This is a genomic window from Gemmobacter aquaticus (assembly GCF_007859075.1).
Taxonomy (GTDB): Bacteria; Pseudomonadota; Alphaproteobacteria; order Rhodobacterales; family Rhodobacteraceae; genus Gemmobacter; species Gemmobacter aquaticus.
In genome coordinates, this window is the sequence record NZ_VOAK01000027.1 from 1 (window position 1) to 15,689 (window position 15,689).

The window sequence follows — 15,689 nt, forward strand, 5'->3', positions numbered from 1 at the left end:
CCAACACAACGCTGACCGGCGATGACCGCCGCAAGACATGGCTTCTGGCGATCTATCCTTCGCTGCTGATCACGCTGACGCCGGGTTACTTCTGGTATCTGTCGCTGACCCCGGATGGTCCAGGGCATGTGAACGTGCTTTTCGGGATGGGTATGTCTGCCGACTGGATGGCTGACCCTGATGCGCCCGCACATTTGGCCCGCGTGAAGGCGCTGCTCGATGATGTGAACGCCGAGGACAAGGGCTGCACGGAACGTGTCTATCGCGGGCTTCTGTCCGATATGGCAGAGCCGGGCCCCTTGAGCCATCTGGAACGGCCGAACTACGAATTCGCGCAGTATCTCGCGAGCCGTATTCCGGGGTGATCGCGTCGGTGGGGCAGGGCACAACGGCCCGCGATCAAAGGATGCCGGCCGCGCGTATGTCAGTAACCGCAAAGTCGATGAGGGCGCGGATTTTGCGGGGCAGGGTGCGCCCCTCAAGATAGGCGGCGTTGACTGGTCCACTCTCACCGCTAAAGCCGGGTAGAAGCTGGACAAGGCTGCCGCTTTCGATCTCAGCCGTCAGGGCAAATCGTGGGGCGTAGGCAATGCCCTGACCGGCCACTGCCAGCTCAACGGCGGCGCGGGCCGAATTCACGTGGAACCTGCCCTGAACATCGGCCGGAACCTCGGTCCCGGTGTGATAGAACCGCCATCGCCTTGGGGTGCGGCGGTTGGTGTCGATGATGCAGCCATGTGCGTGCAGGTCTTGCGGTGTTGCAGGTGTCCCGAACCTTGCCAGATAGGCGGGGCTCGCCACAGCCAGCGACTGAAACGCGCCCAGCTTTCGGGTCTTGATCGACCGCACCTCGCTGCTGCCAATGCGGAAAGCAAGGTCAATTCCTTCGCCTGCCAGATCGGCGTAGCGGTCGCTTAAGCGAAGATCAAAGGTCAACCCCGGATGCGCGGCGGCAAACCGGCCCAGCATCCCGCCCACATAGATCTCGCCAAAGGTCACCGGCGCCGAAATGCGGATCACCCCGGTCAGCCCGCGCGATCCGGCCGAGGCCTCGGTTATCATCTCGTCCAGATCATCCAGCAAGGCAGGTGCGCGCGCCAGCAGGTCCTGCCCCGCGGGCGTCAGCCCCACTTTGCGCGTTGTGCGCTGAAAAAGCCGGACGCCCAACCGGGCCTCAAGCTCGGCCACGTATTTGGAGGTCAGGCGGTTCGATATGCCAATCTGCGCAGCCCCTGCGGTGAACGAGCCGGTCTGCGCAGTAGCAACGAAGGCGCGAAGTTCGTCGATCAGGTCCATGTGGCCAATTCAGAATGAAGTGTGGATAGTCAATCATCAACTTCGCCATTTTATTCATGGTCGGCAAGTATCATCTTCCGTTCATCAGGCCCGGCTGATCCCATGGGCCCCATCAAAGGATATCGCAGATGACCACTTCCTCCGACTATGCCGCCACGCTGCTGCGCGTCTCGAGCGGCGTTCTCTTCCTCGCCCACGGCCTTCTGAAGGTGAACGTCTTCACCGTCGCAGGCACTGTGGGCTATTTCGAAAGCCTCGGCCTGCCGGGCTTCCTTGCCTATCTGACCATCGCCGCAGAAATCGGCGGCGGCCTTGCGCTGATCCTCGGCGTTGCGACCCGGCTTGTGTCGCTTGGCTTGATCCCGGTGCTGCTTGGTGCAACCTGGGTCCATTCGGGCAATGGCTGGCTCTTTTCGGGCGAGGGCGGTGGCTGGGAATTCCCGCTGTTCTGGGCCGTCGTGCAAGTGGTGATCGCGCTTCTTGGCGCAGGTGCCTATGCTGTCAGGATCCCCGCTCTGCAAAAGGCGCTTGGCCAGTTTGCCTGACTGGCAGAAAGGGGCGGCACCGCGCCGCCCTTTCTCTTACCCCCGGGAGAGTTTGATGATCACCGCCCGCACCTTGGACGACCTGCGCGCCCGTCTGGCCCCCAGTGACCGGATGCCGCTGGTATTTCTGGGCCATGGCAGCCCGATGAACGCGCTGGAGGATACGGCCTACAGCCGGGCCTGGTCTGATCTGGGCCGCAGCCTGCCGCGCCCCAAGGCGATCCTTGTCGTCTCGGCACATTGGATGACACGCGGCACGACGCTGGTCGATGTTTCGGCCCTGCCTCAGACCATCCATGACTTCTACGGCTTCCCCGAGGCGCTGCACCGGGCGCAGTATCCGGCGCCTGGCGATCCCGCCCTTGCGCGAGAGGTTGTCAGCCTTCTGCACAGCCATCACGCGCAAGAGGATGACACCTGGGGGCTGGATCACGGCGCCTGGACGGTTCTGAAGTTCCTCTATCCCGATGCGGATGTGCCGGTCTTTCAGATCTCCATCGATATGACGCGCGGGCTTGCCTACCAGCTTGAGATTGGCCGCACCCTGTCAGAGCTGCGCGACCGGGGTGTGCTGATCCTGGGGTCCGGCAATGTGGTGCACAACCTGCGCGCCATGCGGATGAACGGCCGCCCGCAGGATTTCGCGCTGGAGTTCGATGCCGATTTCACCGACCGGCTTCAGGCCCGCGACTTTGCGGCGCTGGCGGATGCGAACCGTCTGGGTCCGCTGATGCGGATGGCCCACCCGACAGTGGATCACTACATGCCGGCCCTGACCATCGCCGGTGCATCCGACGCATCCGATGCGCTGACCTTCATGACCGATACGATTGACCTCGGGTCGGTGTCGATGCGGTCCTTTGTGTTTCACGCGGCCTGAAAGGAAAGTCAGATGCTTGTCGACGGGAAGTGGGTTGCGAACTGGCAGCCGGTGCAGGCGGCGGATGGCAAGGGGCGGTTCATCCGCCAGACCTCGCAGTTCCGCAACTGGATCACGCCGGATGGCAGCCCCGGACCGACGGGGCAGGGGGGCTTCAAGGCCGAGGCAGGGCGCTATCGGCTCTATGTCGCCCTGATCTGTCCCTGGGCGTCGCGAACCCTGATGGCCCGCAGCCTGAAGGGGCTGGCCGATCTGATCCCGGTGACCGTGGTGAACCCGACGCTGACTGACGAGGGCTGGCAGTTCGGCGGCTATCCCGGCGCGGACGAGGACCCGCTGTTCCAGTCGCGCTACATGCACCAGATCTACACCCGTGCCGACCCGCACTATTCGGGCCGCGCGACGGTTCCGGTACTGTGGGACATGCGGCAGAACGTGATGGTATCGAACGAAAGCGCCGATATCCTGCGGATGCTCGACACCGCTTTCGAACACCTCGCCCCATCGGCAATTCGTCTCTATCCGGCCGAAATCGGGGCCCAGATCGACGCGTTGAACGAGACGATCTACCATCAGCTGAACAATGGCGTCTACAAGGCCGGCTTCGCCTTAAGCCAGCAAGCCTATGACGAGGCGGTGACCGGCGTCTTCCAGATGCTCGACCAGCTTGAGGCGCGCCTGACCGGCGATTTCCTCTTTGGTGCGCGGCTGACCGAGACCGATATCCGCACCTTCGTGACCCTGATCCGCTTTGATGCGGCCTATCACGGGCTCTTCAAGACGAACCTGCGCCAGATTGCCGACTATCCGCGACTCTCGGCCTATATGGCGCGGATTCTGGCCCTGCCGGGTGTGCGCGAGACGGTGAACCTCGACCATATCACGCGAGGCTACTACTCGATCAAGGCTCTGAACCCGACCGGAATCCGGCCAGTGGGGCCTGACCACGTCGCACGGCTTCTGAATGGCCTTCAGGCGGGTTGAACGGACGGGCCGCGAACCGACCACAGGTGCGGATCAGCGTCAAGCCACGTAGCCCGAGAAAGCTATTCTCCGGCAAACGCAGTCTTTGGAAGCATAATCACGACAAACTTGGTAGTGTTATCTCGATGCAGCCCAAGGATGAGGAGCGTGAGAAATGACCAAGACACTGATCGTGCCCGGCCTCGATGGCTCACCTGCGCCGCATTGGCAGCATTGGTGGGCGCAGACCGATCCGAAGGCGCTTATGGTCGATCTGACCGACCCACATCATCCGATGCCCGCCGTTTGGGAGTATGAACTGGCAGGCGTGATCCTGCAGTTTCCCGACAGCATCCTCGTCGGGCACTCGCTGGGCGCGGTGCTGATTGCGCGGCTCTTGACCAACTGGCCGCATCTGCGGGTCGGAGGTGTTCTGTTGGTCGCCCCGGCCGAAACACTCGGCAATGATCGCATTGGCCATTTTGGCCCAATTCCGGAGCAGCCGCTGCATGTGCCGGCGACGGTCGTGGCCAGCCGCAACGATCCCTGGATGCGAATTGAGCGCGCCGCAGAGCTTGCCAACGCCTGGGAGGCCGACCTCGTCGATCTGGGTCATGCGGGTCATATCAACGTTGCTTCGGGCTACGGTCCCTGGCCGCACGGCAAGGCGCTGCGTGATGCATTGGTCCGGCAAGATGTGCCGCAGCTGCCCTTGCGGGAGCCGCGCAGCAAACGTGGGCTCTGGCTGTGATCGCCCGCCTGTTCCGCACCGATGAGCCGCGCCTGTCAGACTATCTCGGCCTTGCCTTGGCCGTGGTGGTCTGGCTGGCCGCAATCGGTCTTTGTCTCGCCCCCTCGCTTGCCCAACCCTGATCCGGCGAAGGAGATCCCCGATGATCGATGGACGTTATGATCCGGACCTGCTGCAGCTCCTCGCCGGGACTGCCGAGGATCGCCCGCCCGCCCGGCCCGGCCGCCTTATGCGTGCGCTGCGAATGTCTTTGGCTTTCGTCTGGCCAGTGTCTCAGGCGACCGGCGACTGATCGGCCTGCGCTAAAGCTCCCGCCTTACGTCGCCAGAACGGCCGCGGGCGTGCCCGTGCGCGCCGTCATTTCGCGTGCCGCGCGCCATGCCCTCAGCCCCGTCGTGCAGGCGAACACCACACGGGCGGCCGCACCCGGCAAAAGGCGCGCCGCCTGATCCGGGGACAGCCGGCACGCACGCGGATGGGCGGGGCAGGGGGCCTCAGCCTCGGCACGCAGGTCGATCACCAGATCGCGGGGCTGAACCTCATCCCGGCCGATCACTGCGGGGCCGGGTGTCTCGGGCTCGGGGGCCGCGTCGAACCGGAAACCCGATTGCCGCCATGTCGCCAGATCGAGCTTCAGGACCTGCCCGAGAGGCGAGGGGTCATGGCCAAGCAGCACTGACAGAGCCATCTGTGCCTGCAGCGCCCCAAGGGCTGCCACGACGGGGCCCATGACGCCTGCCGTGGCGCAGCTTTGCGCGATGGGTGGCAGGTCCGGGAACAGGGCGCGATAGCTGGGCGCCCCGCCGCAGAACCCGCCGACATAGCCTGCCCGCCCCAGAACCGAGGCACTGACCAGCGGCTTCCCCGCCGCATGGCAAAGATCTGACAGGGCATAGGTGACGGCAAAGGCATCGGCCGCATCAACGACCAGATCGCAGCCCGGCAGCTCGACCCGCGCAAGGCCCGGCTCCAGCCGGGCGACACAGGCGCTGACCTGACAGTCAGGGTTCAGCGCGGCCAATTCGCGGGCGGCGACCTCGGCCTTGGGCTGGCCAAGGTCGGCCATACGATAGAGTATCTGGCGGTGCAGGTTCGTCTCTTCGACGCGGTCAGGATCAATGATGCGCAGGTGGCCCACGCCCGCCCCCGCCAGAAGTGGCAGTACGGCGGAGCCAAGCCCGCCCGCGCCGACAACCAGCACGCGTGCGGCGCCAAGGCGTGCCTGACCCTGCGCGCCCACCTCGGGCAGAAGGGTTTGCCGGGCGTATCTCATGCGTGGTTCCGCGTGGCCGCAAGCCATTCCCTGCACCGTGCCTCGGGCGAGGGGGACTGCGCGATATCGGTGACGACAGCGGCGCAATCTGCGCCCGCCGCGAATAGTCCAGGCAGCCGTTCCGGCGTGATGCCCCCGATGCCCACCAGCGGCACGGCGCCCGCGCGCGCCTTCCAGGCGGTGACGCGACCAAGACCCTGCGCCCGCCATTTCATCGGCTTCAGAAGCGTGGGCCAGATCGGCCCAAGCGCGACATAGGCCGGATCGAGCGCCAATGCGCGTTCCAGTTCGGCCTCGTCATGGGTGGATAGGCCAAAAGCCACGCCATGCCGGCGCAGGGCGGCAAAGTCGGCGCTCTCCATGTCTTCCTGCCCCAGATGGACGGCATCGCAGCCCAGATCGATCGCCAGTTGCCAGAAATCATTCACCACAAGCTGCGCGCCGTGGTGGTGGCAGATATCGCGTGCAAGCGTGATCTGACGCCGGGTTTCGGCCTCGGGTTGGTCTTTCAGGCGCAGCTGCACAAGCCGGACGCCAAGCGGTACCAGACGTGCAAGAAGGGGGGCGTCGCCCACGATCAGGTAGAAAGGATCAAAGCGCATCGGCAAGCTCCGCAAGGCCAAACAGGGGGGTTGAGGGCGCGGCCATGTCGCGCGGCGGCATGAGCCCCGCCTTGTGGGCGATCCGTCCGGCGGCGACGGCCTGACCGAAGGCCTGCGCCATGGCCACGGGGTTCAGCGCCTTTGCGACGGCGGTATTGAGCAGAACCGCATCGAAGCCCATCTCCATCGCCTGCAGCGCCTGCGACGGGGCGCCGATGCCGGCATCGATTACCAGCGGCACGTCGGGAAAATGCGCGCGCATCGACCTCAGGCCCTCGATATTCCGCAGACCCTGGCCTGATCCGATCGGGGCGCCCCAAGGCATCAGGACGCGGCACCCGGCCTCGATCAGGCGTTCGCCGACGATCAGGTCCTCGGTGGCATAGGGAAACACCTCGAACCCCTCGGCGCAGAGGATGCGGGCGGCCTCGACCAACGCGAAGGGATCGGGTTGCAGCGTATCGGCATGGCCGATGACCTCCAGCTTGATCCAGCTTGTGCCAAAGACCTCGCGCGCCATCTGCGCGGTGGTCACAGCCTCTCGTGCCGTATGGCAACCGGCGGTATTGGGAAGGATGCGGCAGCCGGATGCGCGCAGGATCTCGCGGAAGGCCGCACCCTCGCCACCCTCGCGGCGCAGCGAGACGGTGATCACCCCGGCGCCCGAGGCGGCAATGGCCTCGCGCAGGATCGCGGGCGAGGGGTAGCCGGCTGTGCCCAGCATTAGGCGGGAGGGAATGTCGATACCGTAGAACATTCAGCCCCCCTGCATCGGCGAAAGCACCTCGACCCGTGCGCCGGGGGTCAAGGGTGTGGCTGCGCGCATCGGGCGCGGGACAAAGGTGCCCTCAAGCGCCGTCGCGACGCTTGAGGGATCGAAGCCCTGTTCCTCGATCAGGTCTTTCAGCGTGGTGGCGCCGGTCGTCAGGGTGTGGCCGTTCAGGTCAATCTGCATGGGCAAACTCGTCTGTCAGGATGTCGGCAAGGTCGGCTGCTAGGGCAGGGGCCATCAGAAACCCGTGCCGGTAGAGGCCGTTCAGATGCAGCCGCGCGCCATCGCGGCGGATCGCGGGGATGTTGTCGGCAAAAGCCGGGCGCAGCCCTGCGCCGGTTGCGATCACCTCGGCCTCGGCAAAGCCGGGGTGGACGGTGTAGGCGGCGGAAAGCAGCTCCATCACCGCCCGCGCCGTGACGCCGCCTGTGCGGGCGCTTTCAACCATCGTGGCGCCGATCATGTAGCGGCCCCCCTCGCGTGGGACGATGTAGCAGGGAAAGCGTGGATGCAGCAGGCGAATGGTCCGCGTCAGGCGCAGATCGGGGACTGACACCTCGATCATCTCGCCCCGCACGGCGCGCAGGTCTGGCAGGTGGGCGGCGGTGCCCATCCCTCGGCAGTCAACGATCCGGCCACGGGGCGGTCCGCCGCGAAAGGGCACGGCGCGCGCTATCAGCGCCCCGCGCAGGGCGCCGAGTGCGGCGCGCGGGTCCATATGCGCCTCGGTCGGGAAATGCAGGCCACGCGCAAAGCGGCCCGCCAATTCAGGCTCTAACACGCCCGGATCTGTGGTGACATGGCCGGCAGTTGCGCGGGCAAAGCGGTCAAGTTCCGCCTGATCGCGCGGCGCGGCCAGAACCAGCGTTCCGCGCCGCACCACGCCCGCAAAGCGCGCCGCCCACCAGTCAGCTGCGCCATGACCACGGGCGACGATCACCGGCGGGGCGCTTTCCCCTTCACAGAACGGCGCAAGCATCCCGCCCGCCAGGTCCGAGGCCGCGGCGGGGGCCGAGGCGGGTGCGATCACCTCGACCGCAAAGCCCCGCTCGGCAAGGGTGGTTGCCGCGCAAAGCCCGGCCACCCCCTGTCCCAGAACCGAGATCATTGCGCAGGTTCCGTGGCCGGTGCGGGGACATAAAGCGCGCCCCCCTCGCGGAACTTCTCGGCCATGCTGGCCATGCCCTGCTGGCGCTCGGCCTCGGCGCGGATGTCATGACTGATCCGCATCGAGCAGAACTTCGGCCCGCACATCGAGCAGAAATGCGCCACCTTATGCGCCTCGGCGGGCATCGTCTCGTCATGCATGGCGCGTGCGGTGTCGGGATCGAGGCCGAGGTTGAACTGATCTTCCCAGCGGAACTCGAACCGCGCGCGGCTTAGCGCATCGTCGCGGCGCTGTGCGCCCGGATGGCCCTTGGCAAGATCGGCGGCATGTGCGGCCAGCTTGTAGGTGATGACCCCGGTTTTCACATCATCGCGGTCGGGCAGGCCAAGGTGTTCCTTCGGCGTGACGTAGCACAGCATCGCCGTGCCGAACCATCCGATCATCGCGGCACCGATGGCGCTGGTGATATGGTCATAGCCCGGCGCGATATCGGTGGTCAGCGGCCCAAGTGTGTAGAAGGGCGCCTCGTGGCAGTGCTTCAGCTGCTCGTCCATATTGGCCTTAATCTTGTGCATCGGCACATGGCCGGGGCCTTCGATCATCACCTGGCAATCTTTGGCCCAGGCGATCCGCGTCAGCTCTCCCAGCGTGCGCAGCTCGGCGAACTGGGCCTCGTCATTGGCATCGGCGATCGAGCCGGGGCGCAGGCCGTCGCCCAGGCTGAAGCTGACGTCATAGGCGCGCATGATGTCGCAGATCTCGTCGAAGCGTTCATAGAGAAAGCTCTCGCGGTGGTGATGCAGGCACCACTTGGCCATGATCGAGCCGCCGCGCGAGACGATCCCGGTGACGCGGCGCGCGGTCATCGGGATCATGTGAAGCCGCACGCCCGCATGGATGGTGAAGTAGTCGACGCCCTGTTCAGCCTGTTCGATCAGCGTGTCGCGGAAGATCTCCCACGTCAGGTCCTCGGCGATGCCGCCGACCTTCTCCAGCGCCTGATAGAGCGGCACGGTACCGATCGGCACGGGCGCGTTGCGGATGATCCAGTCGCGGATGTTGTGGATGTTGCGTCCGGTCGAGAGGTCCATCACCGTATCCGCACCCCAACGGATGGCCCAGACCATCTTCTCTACCTCTTCCTCCATGCTGGAGGTGACGGCCGAGTTGCCAATATTGGCGTTGATCTTCACCTTGAAGTTGCGGCCGATGATCATCGGCTCAAGCTCACGGTGGTTGATGTTGGCCGGGATGATGGCCCGGCCCGCCGCGATTTCGGCCCGCACGAATTCGGGCGTCACAAGATCGGGCAGGGAGGCGCCAAAGGCCTCGCCGTCGCGGATCGGGGCGGCAAGCCGGCCCTCGTTCTCGCGGATGGCCACGAACTCCATCTCAGGCGTGATGATGCCGGCGCGGGCATAGGCAAGCTGGGTGACGGCGCGCCCGCCGGTTGCGCGCAAGGGGTCGCGTTGATGCGGAAACGCGGGTGTCAGCCGCGCGCCGGTGGCAAAGCCGTTGTCGGCGGGCAGAACGGCGCGGCCCGCATAGGGCGCCACATCGCCGCGCGCCAGCGCCCAGGTGCCCCGCACATCGGCCAGACCGCGTGCAATGTCGATGTGCGCCGCAGGATCGGTATAGGGGCCCGAGCTGTCATAGACGGCAAGCGCGGCCTCGTTGGAGACCGCGATCTCGCGCAGGGGCACGCGGATCTCGTGCAGCGTGCCGGGGATGTGGATCTTGCGCGATGCGGGCAGGGCGCCGGTGGTGATCGTGGGGGCGATCTTTTCAGGTTTCGTCATCTGGTCCTTCCTTTCGAAAAGACCCAGAAAGAAACAGAGGCAGAAAGGGGCCAGCGGCCCGCATGATGGGCCGGGTGGCCCGAAAGGACCACCCCATGATCTGGTTGGGGGGAATGCCCTTCGGTCTTCCTACGCCAGTGTCAACTGGGTCAGGTTCAAAGGGTCGCTTCACCGGGGCCTGATTGGATCAGAACCCCTGTCAGCCTCTCAGTCCCCTAGGCGGGACTCCCCTGACGTAGGGGAAGTAGTGCGATATCCGGACGGGCAAAGTCAAGCGCGAAAACACGCCGCGGTTTTGTCGCGGCGGGTTTCGGGCCGAACGGGCGTGCAACGTAAGGGTGCTGCGCGCCATAGGGATCGGCTGGGAGCCTTATCGGGCGACGAGGCTTGCCAGTTCTTCCTTGCGGGTTTCCTGATAGTGGTCAAAGCTGCTTTCAAACCAGGCCGTGCCACGCGTTGCGGCGGCCAGCGCGGCAAAGAGCGCATCCTCGGACGCCATGGGAAGCTGCATCTCGAACACATCCCATCCCGCCGCATCGTCCGACGCCCTGAAGCCCAGAACCTGCCCCTTCAGCCCGGACACCAGAGGCACCAGCGCGCCGGTGAAGATCGATGGCACATGGATGTCGATCTTCATGATCGGCTGCAGCAGGACGGTGCCGACCTCGGCCATGGCCTCGCGCAGGGCGTTCTTGCCTGCGGTACGGAAGGCATGGTCGGAACTGTCGACCGAATGGGCCTTGCCGTCCTTCAGCTCGACCGAAAGGTCAACGACCGGATAGCCCAGCGGGCCTTCCACCAGCGCATCGCGTGCGCCCTCTTCGACCGAGGGGATGTAGTTGCGCGGCACGGCACCGCCCTTCACCGTCTCGGTAAACGAGAACCCCGCCCCCCGTGGTTCGGGTCGCATCGCGATGACCACATCGGCGAACTGACCCGCGCCGCCCGTCTGCTTGCGGTGGCGGTGATGCACCTCGGTCCCGCGCTGAACTGTTTCGCACAGCGTGGGGGGCACCGGGGATTCCGTCACTGCGACGCCGAAATCGGCAGCAATCTTGGACAGGATGCGGCGCAGGTGCAAAGGCCCCTGCGTCGCCAGCACCGGCTGGCCGGTCTTTTCATCGGCGCTGACACGCAGCGCGGGGTCGATCTCTGCCAGACGGTCCAGCGCGGCGAGAAGACGGCTGTCGTCTTTTTCATGCTGGGGCGTGATGATCCGGCGATAGGGGGCGGCGGGCATCTGCGCCCAGTCGGGCAGGGGGGCCGAAGTGTCGCGGCCAAAGACCCGGCCCGCCGATAGATGGTCGGACTTCACCGCCAGTCCGATCTGGCCGGGTGCCAAAGCCGCAATTCCCGTCTTGGCATCCAGATCGGTGATCGAGCCCAGATCGGCCCCACCAAGCCGGGTGCCGCCCGACAGCGACCCGCCCAGCGACCGGATCAGAACGACCTTGCCCAGATGGCGGATCACATCGGCCAGTGCGCCCACCGCCTGTACGTCGGCCCCAAGCCGTTCGCGCGCGCTCTCCACGCCCGGAGCGTCATGGCGCAGCGACTTCATCAGCCGGGTAATGCCATGCACACGGGCCGCCGAGCCAAAGAAGCACGACACCAGATCGTTATGGGCCTGAGTCCGGGCGGCGATTCCATAAACCTCGTCCACCGGGGGTTTCTGATCCTCGATCAGCTCTTCCATCAAGTGTTCATCGAAATCGGCATAGCTTTCCAGAAGCTCGGCCCGCGCCTGTTCCTCACGTTCGCGCACGCTTTCGGGCATCTCGATCAGCACCGAATGCTTGCCCTCTTCAAACTTCCACGCACGCTCGGACACCAGATCGACAAAGCCCACGATGGTGCCACCTTCACGGATCGGCACCTCGCGCAGCACGATGTGGTGGCGCGAATAGGCCTGCAGCGCCGAGACGATTTCAGAGATGCGGTTCTGCGGGCTGTCGATGCGGTTGATGAAGATGACGCACGGCAGGCCCGCCTCCTCGATCTTGCGCAGGAAAGGGGCGGCGAGGACGGCGCCTTCGGCATCGGGCGGCACGCAAAGCACGGCGATATCCGAGGCCGCAAGCGCCGCCCCGACCGAGCCAAGGTTTTCCGCCCCGCCCACGACGTCGATGGCGGCCCAGTCCTGTCCCATGAAGCCAAAGGTGCTGACCGTGGCGACGCCGGGAACCGCGAGCGACTTGCCTCGGCGGTCGTCAAGTCCGACGAGCGCCTGCACAAGGGTGGACTTGCCTGAGTTCGAGGGGCCGAGGACGGTGAAGACACGCATGGCTGTTCTCCTTCACGATGACTGGGTCCAGCTTAGTGCGTTGCTGGCCGCCGGTCTTGCCTGAAATCGTGCCTTCGTGCCCTATTCGGCAGCCTGTGCCACCCGCTCTGCCCGCGCCAGAGGTGCCGGATTGGCCAGCCTGCGCAGTACGTTCAGGTTCTCCAGCCCCGCGCTTACGATGCCGGGGTCCAGCCCGAAATCGACAAGGCTGGCCAGTTCATCGACCCCGATCCGCTCCATCTCCGACACGGTATCGAGGCACTTCTCATACGACCCCATCAGACTGCCCATGTGGAAATACTTCTCGAAACTGGCCTCCAGCGTCGCATCCACCAGATCCGGCGTCAGCGCACCCACGTCGATGCGCGAGGGATCTTTCAGGAAGGGGACCGAGGCCAGATGCGCGGCCGCAAGGCTGAGCGAGGCGCCGAGATAGGTCTTCATCGGATCGCGGGCAATCTCGTGCACCTCGTCGTCGCTGTCGCCGACCAGCGTGTGTAGCATCAAGGTAATGACTCCGCGCCCCTTGTGCCCGGCCCGGGCCCAGGCCTCGCGGTAGAGCACGATCTTGTCGGCCAGTTCATCGACGGTCTGGCCCAGAAGATGGGTCAACACATGGGTGCCCATCTCTCCGGCCTGTCGGAAGGTGTCGGGATTGGCGGCGGCGGTGATCCAGAGCGGCACATCCGCCTGCACCGGGCGGGGCATGATCCGCACATCGACCGGCTCACCCAAGGGGTTCGTCACCTGATGCGGTTCGCCCCGCCACAGCCGTTGCAACGCCAGCGTGTTCTGGTGGAACACGTCCTTGCGGTTGTCGAAATCAGTCTGGTTCTTTGAGATCACGAAGTCATTGGGCACCCAGCCACAGGCGATGCCCAGCCCGACCCGTCCACCCGAGATATTGTCGACCATCGACCATTCTTCGGCCACGCGGATCGGATCGTGCAGCGGCATGACCACGCTGCCGGAACAGATCTGCACCCGTTCGGTGATCGAGGCGATGGCGGCGGCCAGCACCGAGGGGTTGGGCGAGAGCCCGCCAAAGCTGTGGAAATGCCGCTCGGGGATCCAGACGCGTGAAAACCCGTTTCGGTCTGCCCAACGCGCGCCTTTCAGGATCACATCGTATTTCCCATGGTCGCCCGCGGCAGATGCATCATTCGCAAAGAAGAAAAGGCTGAAGTCCATGTCACTCTCCCACACACATGCCCAAACCCATGCCGCCAGCGGCAGGCCGCAGCCATCCTGCGCGCCAGCGCGGTGGCGGCCATGATTCAAGTCAAGTCCGGCGGGAAACAATCGGTGGCAAAAAGACGCCCCCTTGTCGGGGGCGCCTCGGGGGCAGCACTTGGTCCGCCTGTCACAGATCCTTTGTCAGTCTGAGTGCGTCATAGATCGCGGCATGGGTGTTTCTTGCGGCGACGGCGTCGCCGATGCGGAAGAGGCGGAAGCGGCCATTTGGGTTCGGGCTGACCTGTTGGGGCGCGCCGGTGGCCAGCGCCTCGTAATCAACCTCTCCGAGGTTCGACGACTGGGGTTTGAGTTCGAAGTAGAGCTCGTCGAGGGGGCGGGTGCCGTGGTTGACGATCACCTGATCGACCAGCCGCTCGCGCGTGACATCGCCATAATCGCTGCCCAGCGTTGCGCGCAGCCGGTTGCCGTCGCGGGTGACCGAGATCAGCCGCCAGGTGACGGTGAAGGTCGTGTTGCGCTTCTGCAGGTTGCGCATGTAGGGCACGAGGTTCATCGCCATCACCTCGGGCGCGAAACTGCGGTCGGGGGTCACCACCTCGACCGCCGCCCCGGTGGCGCTGATCAGATCGGCCGCCTGCAGCGCCGCGTGGTCGCCCGCATCGTCAAAGATCAGTACGTTTTGCCCCGGCTTCACATCGCCCGACAGGATGTCCCAGGCTGAATGGACCAGATCATTACCAGTGCCCAGCACCTCGGTATGTGGCAGGCCACCGGTTGCGATGATCACCTCATCGGGATCGGTGGCCAGAACATCCGCCGCTTCGGCATAGGTGTTGAAGTTGAAGCTGACGCCGCGCTTTTCGCATTGATCAAAGCGCCAGGCGATGATCGAGCCCATTTCGCGGCGCCGTTCGTCCTGCGCGGTCAGGCGGATCTGGCCGCCGGGCTGGTCGGCGGCCTCGAACACGGTTACCGCATGGCCGCGCTCAGAGGCGACGCGGGCGGCCTCCATGCCCCCGGGGCCCGCGCCGACGATGGTGATGCGCTTCTTCGTGGCGGCGGGCGGGATGCTGTGCGGCATTGTCTCTTCCCGCCCCGTCGCCGCATTGTGCAGGCAGAAGGCCATGCCGCCCTGATAGATCCGGTCGAGGCAGTAGTTCGCGCCGACGCAGGGGCGGATGTCGTCCTCGCGCCCCTCGATGATCTTCCGCACCAGATGCGGGTCGGCCATGTGCGCGCGGGTCATGCCCACCATGTCAAGCTTGCCGCTGGCGATGGCATGGCGCGCGGTCGCCACATCGGGGATCTTGGCCGCGTGGAAGGTTGGAAACCCTGTCGCCGCGCGGATCTCGCCCGCGAAGTCCAGATGCGGGGCGTTCTTCATGCCCTGAATGGGGATCACGTCGGTCAGGCCGGGGTCGGTGTCGATATGGCCGCGCACCACGTTCAGGAAGTCGACAAGCCCGCTGTCCTTCAGCTTGTGGCTGACCTCCATCCCCTCGGCTGGGGTCATGCCACCGGGCAGCACCTGATCGCCGGTATAGCGCAGGCCCACGATGAACTCCGACCCGCAGCGGTCACGGATCGCGCGCAGCACGTCAAAGGTAAAGCGCAGGCGGTTGTCGAGGCTGCCGCCATAGGGCGCCTCAAGATCATTGGTCAGGGGCGACCAAAACTGTTCGAGAAGGTGCCCATAGGCCTCAAGCTCGATCCCGTCGACGCCCGCAGCCTTCATCCGCTCGGCCGCATCGGCGAAGTCGCGGATGATGCGGGTCATGTCCCAGTCTTCCATCCGCTTCGGGAAAGCGCGATGCGCGGCCTCGCGTTCATGACTTGGGGCCAAGACGGGCAGCCAGTCACCCTTGTCCCAGCGGGTGCGGCGGCCAAGATGGGTCAGCTGGATCATCACGGCGGCGCCATGGTCGTGGCATTCGTCGACCATGGCCTTCATCCAGCCCACGACCTCATCCTTCCAGGCGAGGATGTTGTTGAAAACGGGCGGGCTGTCGCGCGCGACCGAGGCGGAACCCGCCGTCATGGTCAGCGCGACCCCGGCCTTGGCGCGTTCGACGTGGTAAGCGCGGTAGCGCCCCTTGGGCATCCCGTCCTCAGGGTAGGCAGGCTCGTGGCTGGTGATCATGATCCGGTTGCGCAGAGTCAGATGCTTCAACCGATAGGGTTGCAGAAGGGGATCATTCGACATCGCGGCCTGCCTGTTG

General features: G+C 65.3%; 17 protein-coding genes. 7 read left to right on the forward strand and 10 right to left on the reverse strand.

What is annotated here, in order from left to right; genetic code table 11:
• Nucleotides 1-365: SRPBCC family protein (locus tag FQU74_RS18550; RefSeq protein WP_277752293.1), on the forward strand; the 365-nt coding region annotated here is incomplete at its 5' end.
• A 34-nt stretch (nucleotides 366-399) separates the two neighbouring features.
• Here the strand turns inward: FQU74_RS18550 and FQU74_RS18555 are convergent.
• Complete coding sequence (locus FQU74_RS18555) at nucleotides 400-1,296, reverse strand: LysR family transcriptional regulator (protein ID WP_146287974.1); 897 nt, start codon at nucleotides 1,294-1,296, stop codon at nucleotides 400-402.
• Nucleotides 1,297-1,424: 128 nt separating this feature from the next.
• Between FQU74_RS18555 and FQU74_RS18560 the strand changes: the two genes are divergently transcribed.
• The 6 genes from FQU74_RS18560 (at nucleotide 1,425) to FQU74_RS19355 (ending at nucleotide 4,727) form a co-directional block, all read left to right on the forward strand.
• On the forward strand, nucleotides 1,425-1,841 hold the full coding sequence (locus FQU74_RS18560; protein WP_146287975.1) for a DoxX family protein: 417 nt from the start codon (nucleotides 1,425-1,427) through the stop codon (nucleotides 1,839-1,841).
• Between the two features lie 55 nt (nucleotides 1,842-1,896).
• Complete coding sequence (ygiD, locus tag FQU74_RS18565; RefSeq protein WP_146287976.1) at nucleotides 1,897-2,721, forward strand: 4,5-DOPA-extradiol-dioxygenase; 825 nt, start codon at nucleotides 1,897-1,899, stop codon at nucleotides 2,719-2,721.
• A 12-nt stretch (nucleotides 2,722-2,733) separates the two neighbouring features.
• The gene (locus FQU74_RS18570) at nucleotides 2,734-3,705 is read left to right on the forward strand and encodes a glutathione S-transferase family protein (RefSeq protein ID WP_146287977.1); all 972 of its coding nucleotides are present in this window, start codon (nucleotides 2,734-2,736) and stop codon (nucleotides 3,703-3,705) included.
• 154 nt (nucleotides 3,706-3,859) lie between these two features.
• Entirely contained in the window at nucleotides 3,860-4,435 is a 576-nt protein-coding gene (locus tag FQU74_RS18575) for an RBBP9/YdeN family alpha/beta hydrolase (protein WP_146287978.1), read from the forward strand.
• Entirely contained in the window at nucleotides 4,432-4,557 is a 126-nt protein-coding gene (locus FQU74_RS19730; RefSeq protein WP_268236791.1) for a hypothetical protein, read from the forward strand. Before FQU74_RS18575 ends, FQU74_RS19730 begins: the two co-directional genes overlap by 4 nt.
• Before the next feature lie 20 nt (nucleotides 4,558-4,577).
• On the forward strand, nucleotides 4,578-4,727 hold the full coding sequence (locus FQU74_RS19355; RefSeq protein WP_158635639.1) for a hypothetical protein: 150 nt from the start codon (nucleotides 4,578-4,580) through the stop codon (nucleotides 4,725-4,727).
• Between the two features lie 24 nt (nucleotides 4,728-4,751).
• Here the strand turns inward: FQU74_RS19355 and FQU74_RS18580 are convergent, their stop codons facing one another.
• From FQU74_RS18580 to hpbA, 9 genes are all read right to left on the reverse strand, one after another.
• Nucleotides 4,752-5,708 carry a HesA/MoeB/ThiF family protein gene (locus tag FQU74_RS18580; RefSeq protein ID WP_146287979.1) on the reverse strand — a complete coding sequence of 319 codons (957 nt, stop codon included), beginning with the start codon at nucleotides 5,706-5,708 and terminating at the stop codon, nucleotides 4,752-4,754.
• Nucleotides 5,705-6,310 carry a thiamine phosphate synthase gene (locus FQU74_RS18585; RefSeq protein ID WP_146287980.1) on the reverse strand — a complete coding sequence of 202 codons (606 nt, stop codon included), beginning with the start codon at nucleotides 6,308-6,310 and terminating at the stop codon, nucleotides 5,705-5,707. Before FQU74_RS18585 ends, FQU74_RS18580 begins: the two co-directional genes overlap by 4 nt.
• Nucleotides 6,300-7,067, reverse strand: a complete 768-nt coding sequence (locus FQU74_RS18590) for a thiazole synthase (protein ID WP_146287981.1) — start codon at nucleotides 7,065-7,067, stop codon at nucleotides 6,300-6,302. The genes FQU74_RS18585 and FQU74_RS18590 overlap by 11 nt, the downstream gene beginning before the upstream one ends.
• Nucleotides 7,068-7,265: a sulfur carrier protein ThiS gene (thiS, locus tag FQU74_RS18595; RefSeq protein WP_146287982.1), complete on the reverse strand. Its 198-nt coding sequence runs from the start codon at nucleotides 7,263-7,265 to the stop codon at nucleotides 7,068-7,070. It abuts the gene before it with no gap.
• On the reverse strand, nucleotides 7,255-8,190 hold the full coding sequence (locus FQU74_RS18600; protein ID WP_146287983.1) for an FAD-dependent oxidoreductase: 936 nt from the start codon (nucleotides 8,188-8,190) through the stop codon (nucleotides 7,255-7,257). The genes thiS and FQU74_RS18600 overlap by 11 nt, the downstream gene beginning before the upstream one ends.
• Nucleotides 8,187-9,989 carry a phosphomethylpyrimidine synthase ThiC gene (gene thiC, locus FQU74_RS18605; RefSeq protein ID WP_146287984.1) on the reverse strand — a complete coding sequence of 601 codons (1,803 nt, stop codon included), beginning with the start codon at nucleotides 9,987-9,989 and terminating at the stop codon, nucleotides 8,187-8,189. Before thiC ends, FQU74_RS18600 begins: the two co-directional genes overlap by 4 nt.
• Before the next feature lie 370 nt (nucleotides 9,990-10,359).
• Complete coding sequence (locus FQU74_RS18610; protein WP_146287985.1) at nucleotides 10,360-12,273, reverse strand: elongation factor G; 1,914 nt, start codon at nucleotides 12,271-12,273, stop codon at nucleotides 10,360-10,362.
• An 81-nt stretch (nucleotides 12,274-12,354) separates the two neighbouring features.
• Nucleotides 12,355-13,464 carry a MupA/Atu3671 family FMN-dependent luciferase-like monooxygenase gene (locus FQU74_RS18615; protein ID WP_146287986.1) on the reverse strand — a complete coding sequence of 370 codons (1,110 nt, stop codon included), beginning with the start codon at nucleotides 13,462-13,464 and terminating at the stop codon, nucleotides 12,355-12,357.
• A gap of 172 nt (nucleotides 13,465-13,636) precedes the next feature.
• Entirely contained in the window at nucleotides 13,637-15,673 is a 2,037-nt protein-coding gene (gene hpbA, locus FQU74_RS18620) for an N-methyl-L-proline N-demethylase HpbA (protein WP_146287987.1), read from the reverse strand.
• Nucleotides 15,674-15,689: the final 16 nt, after the last annotated feature.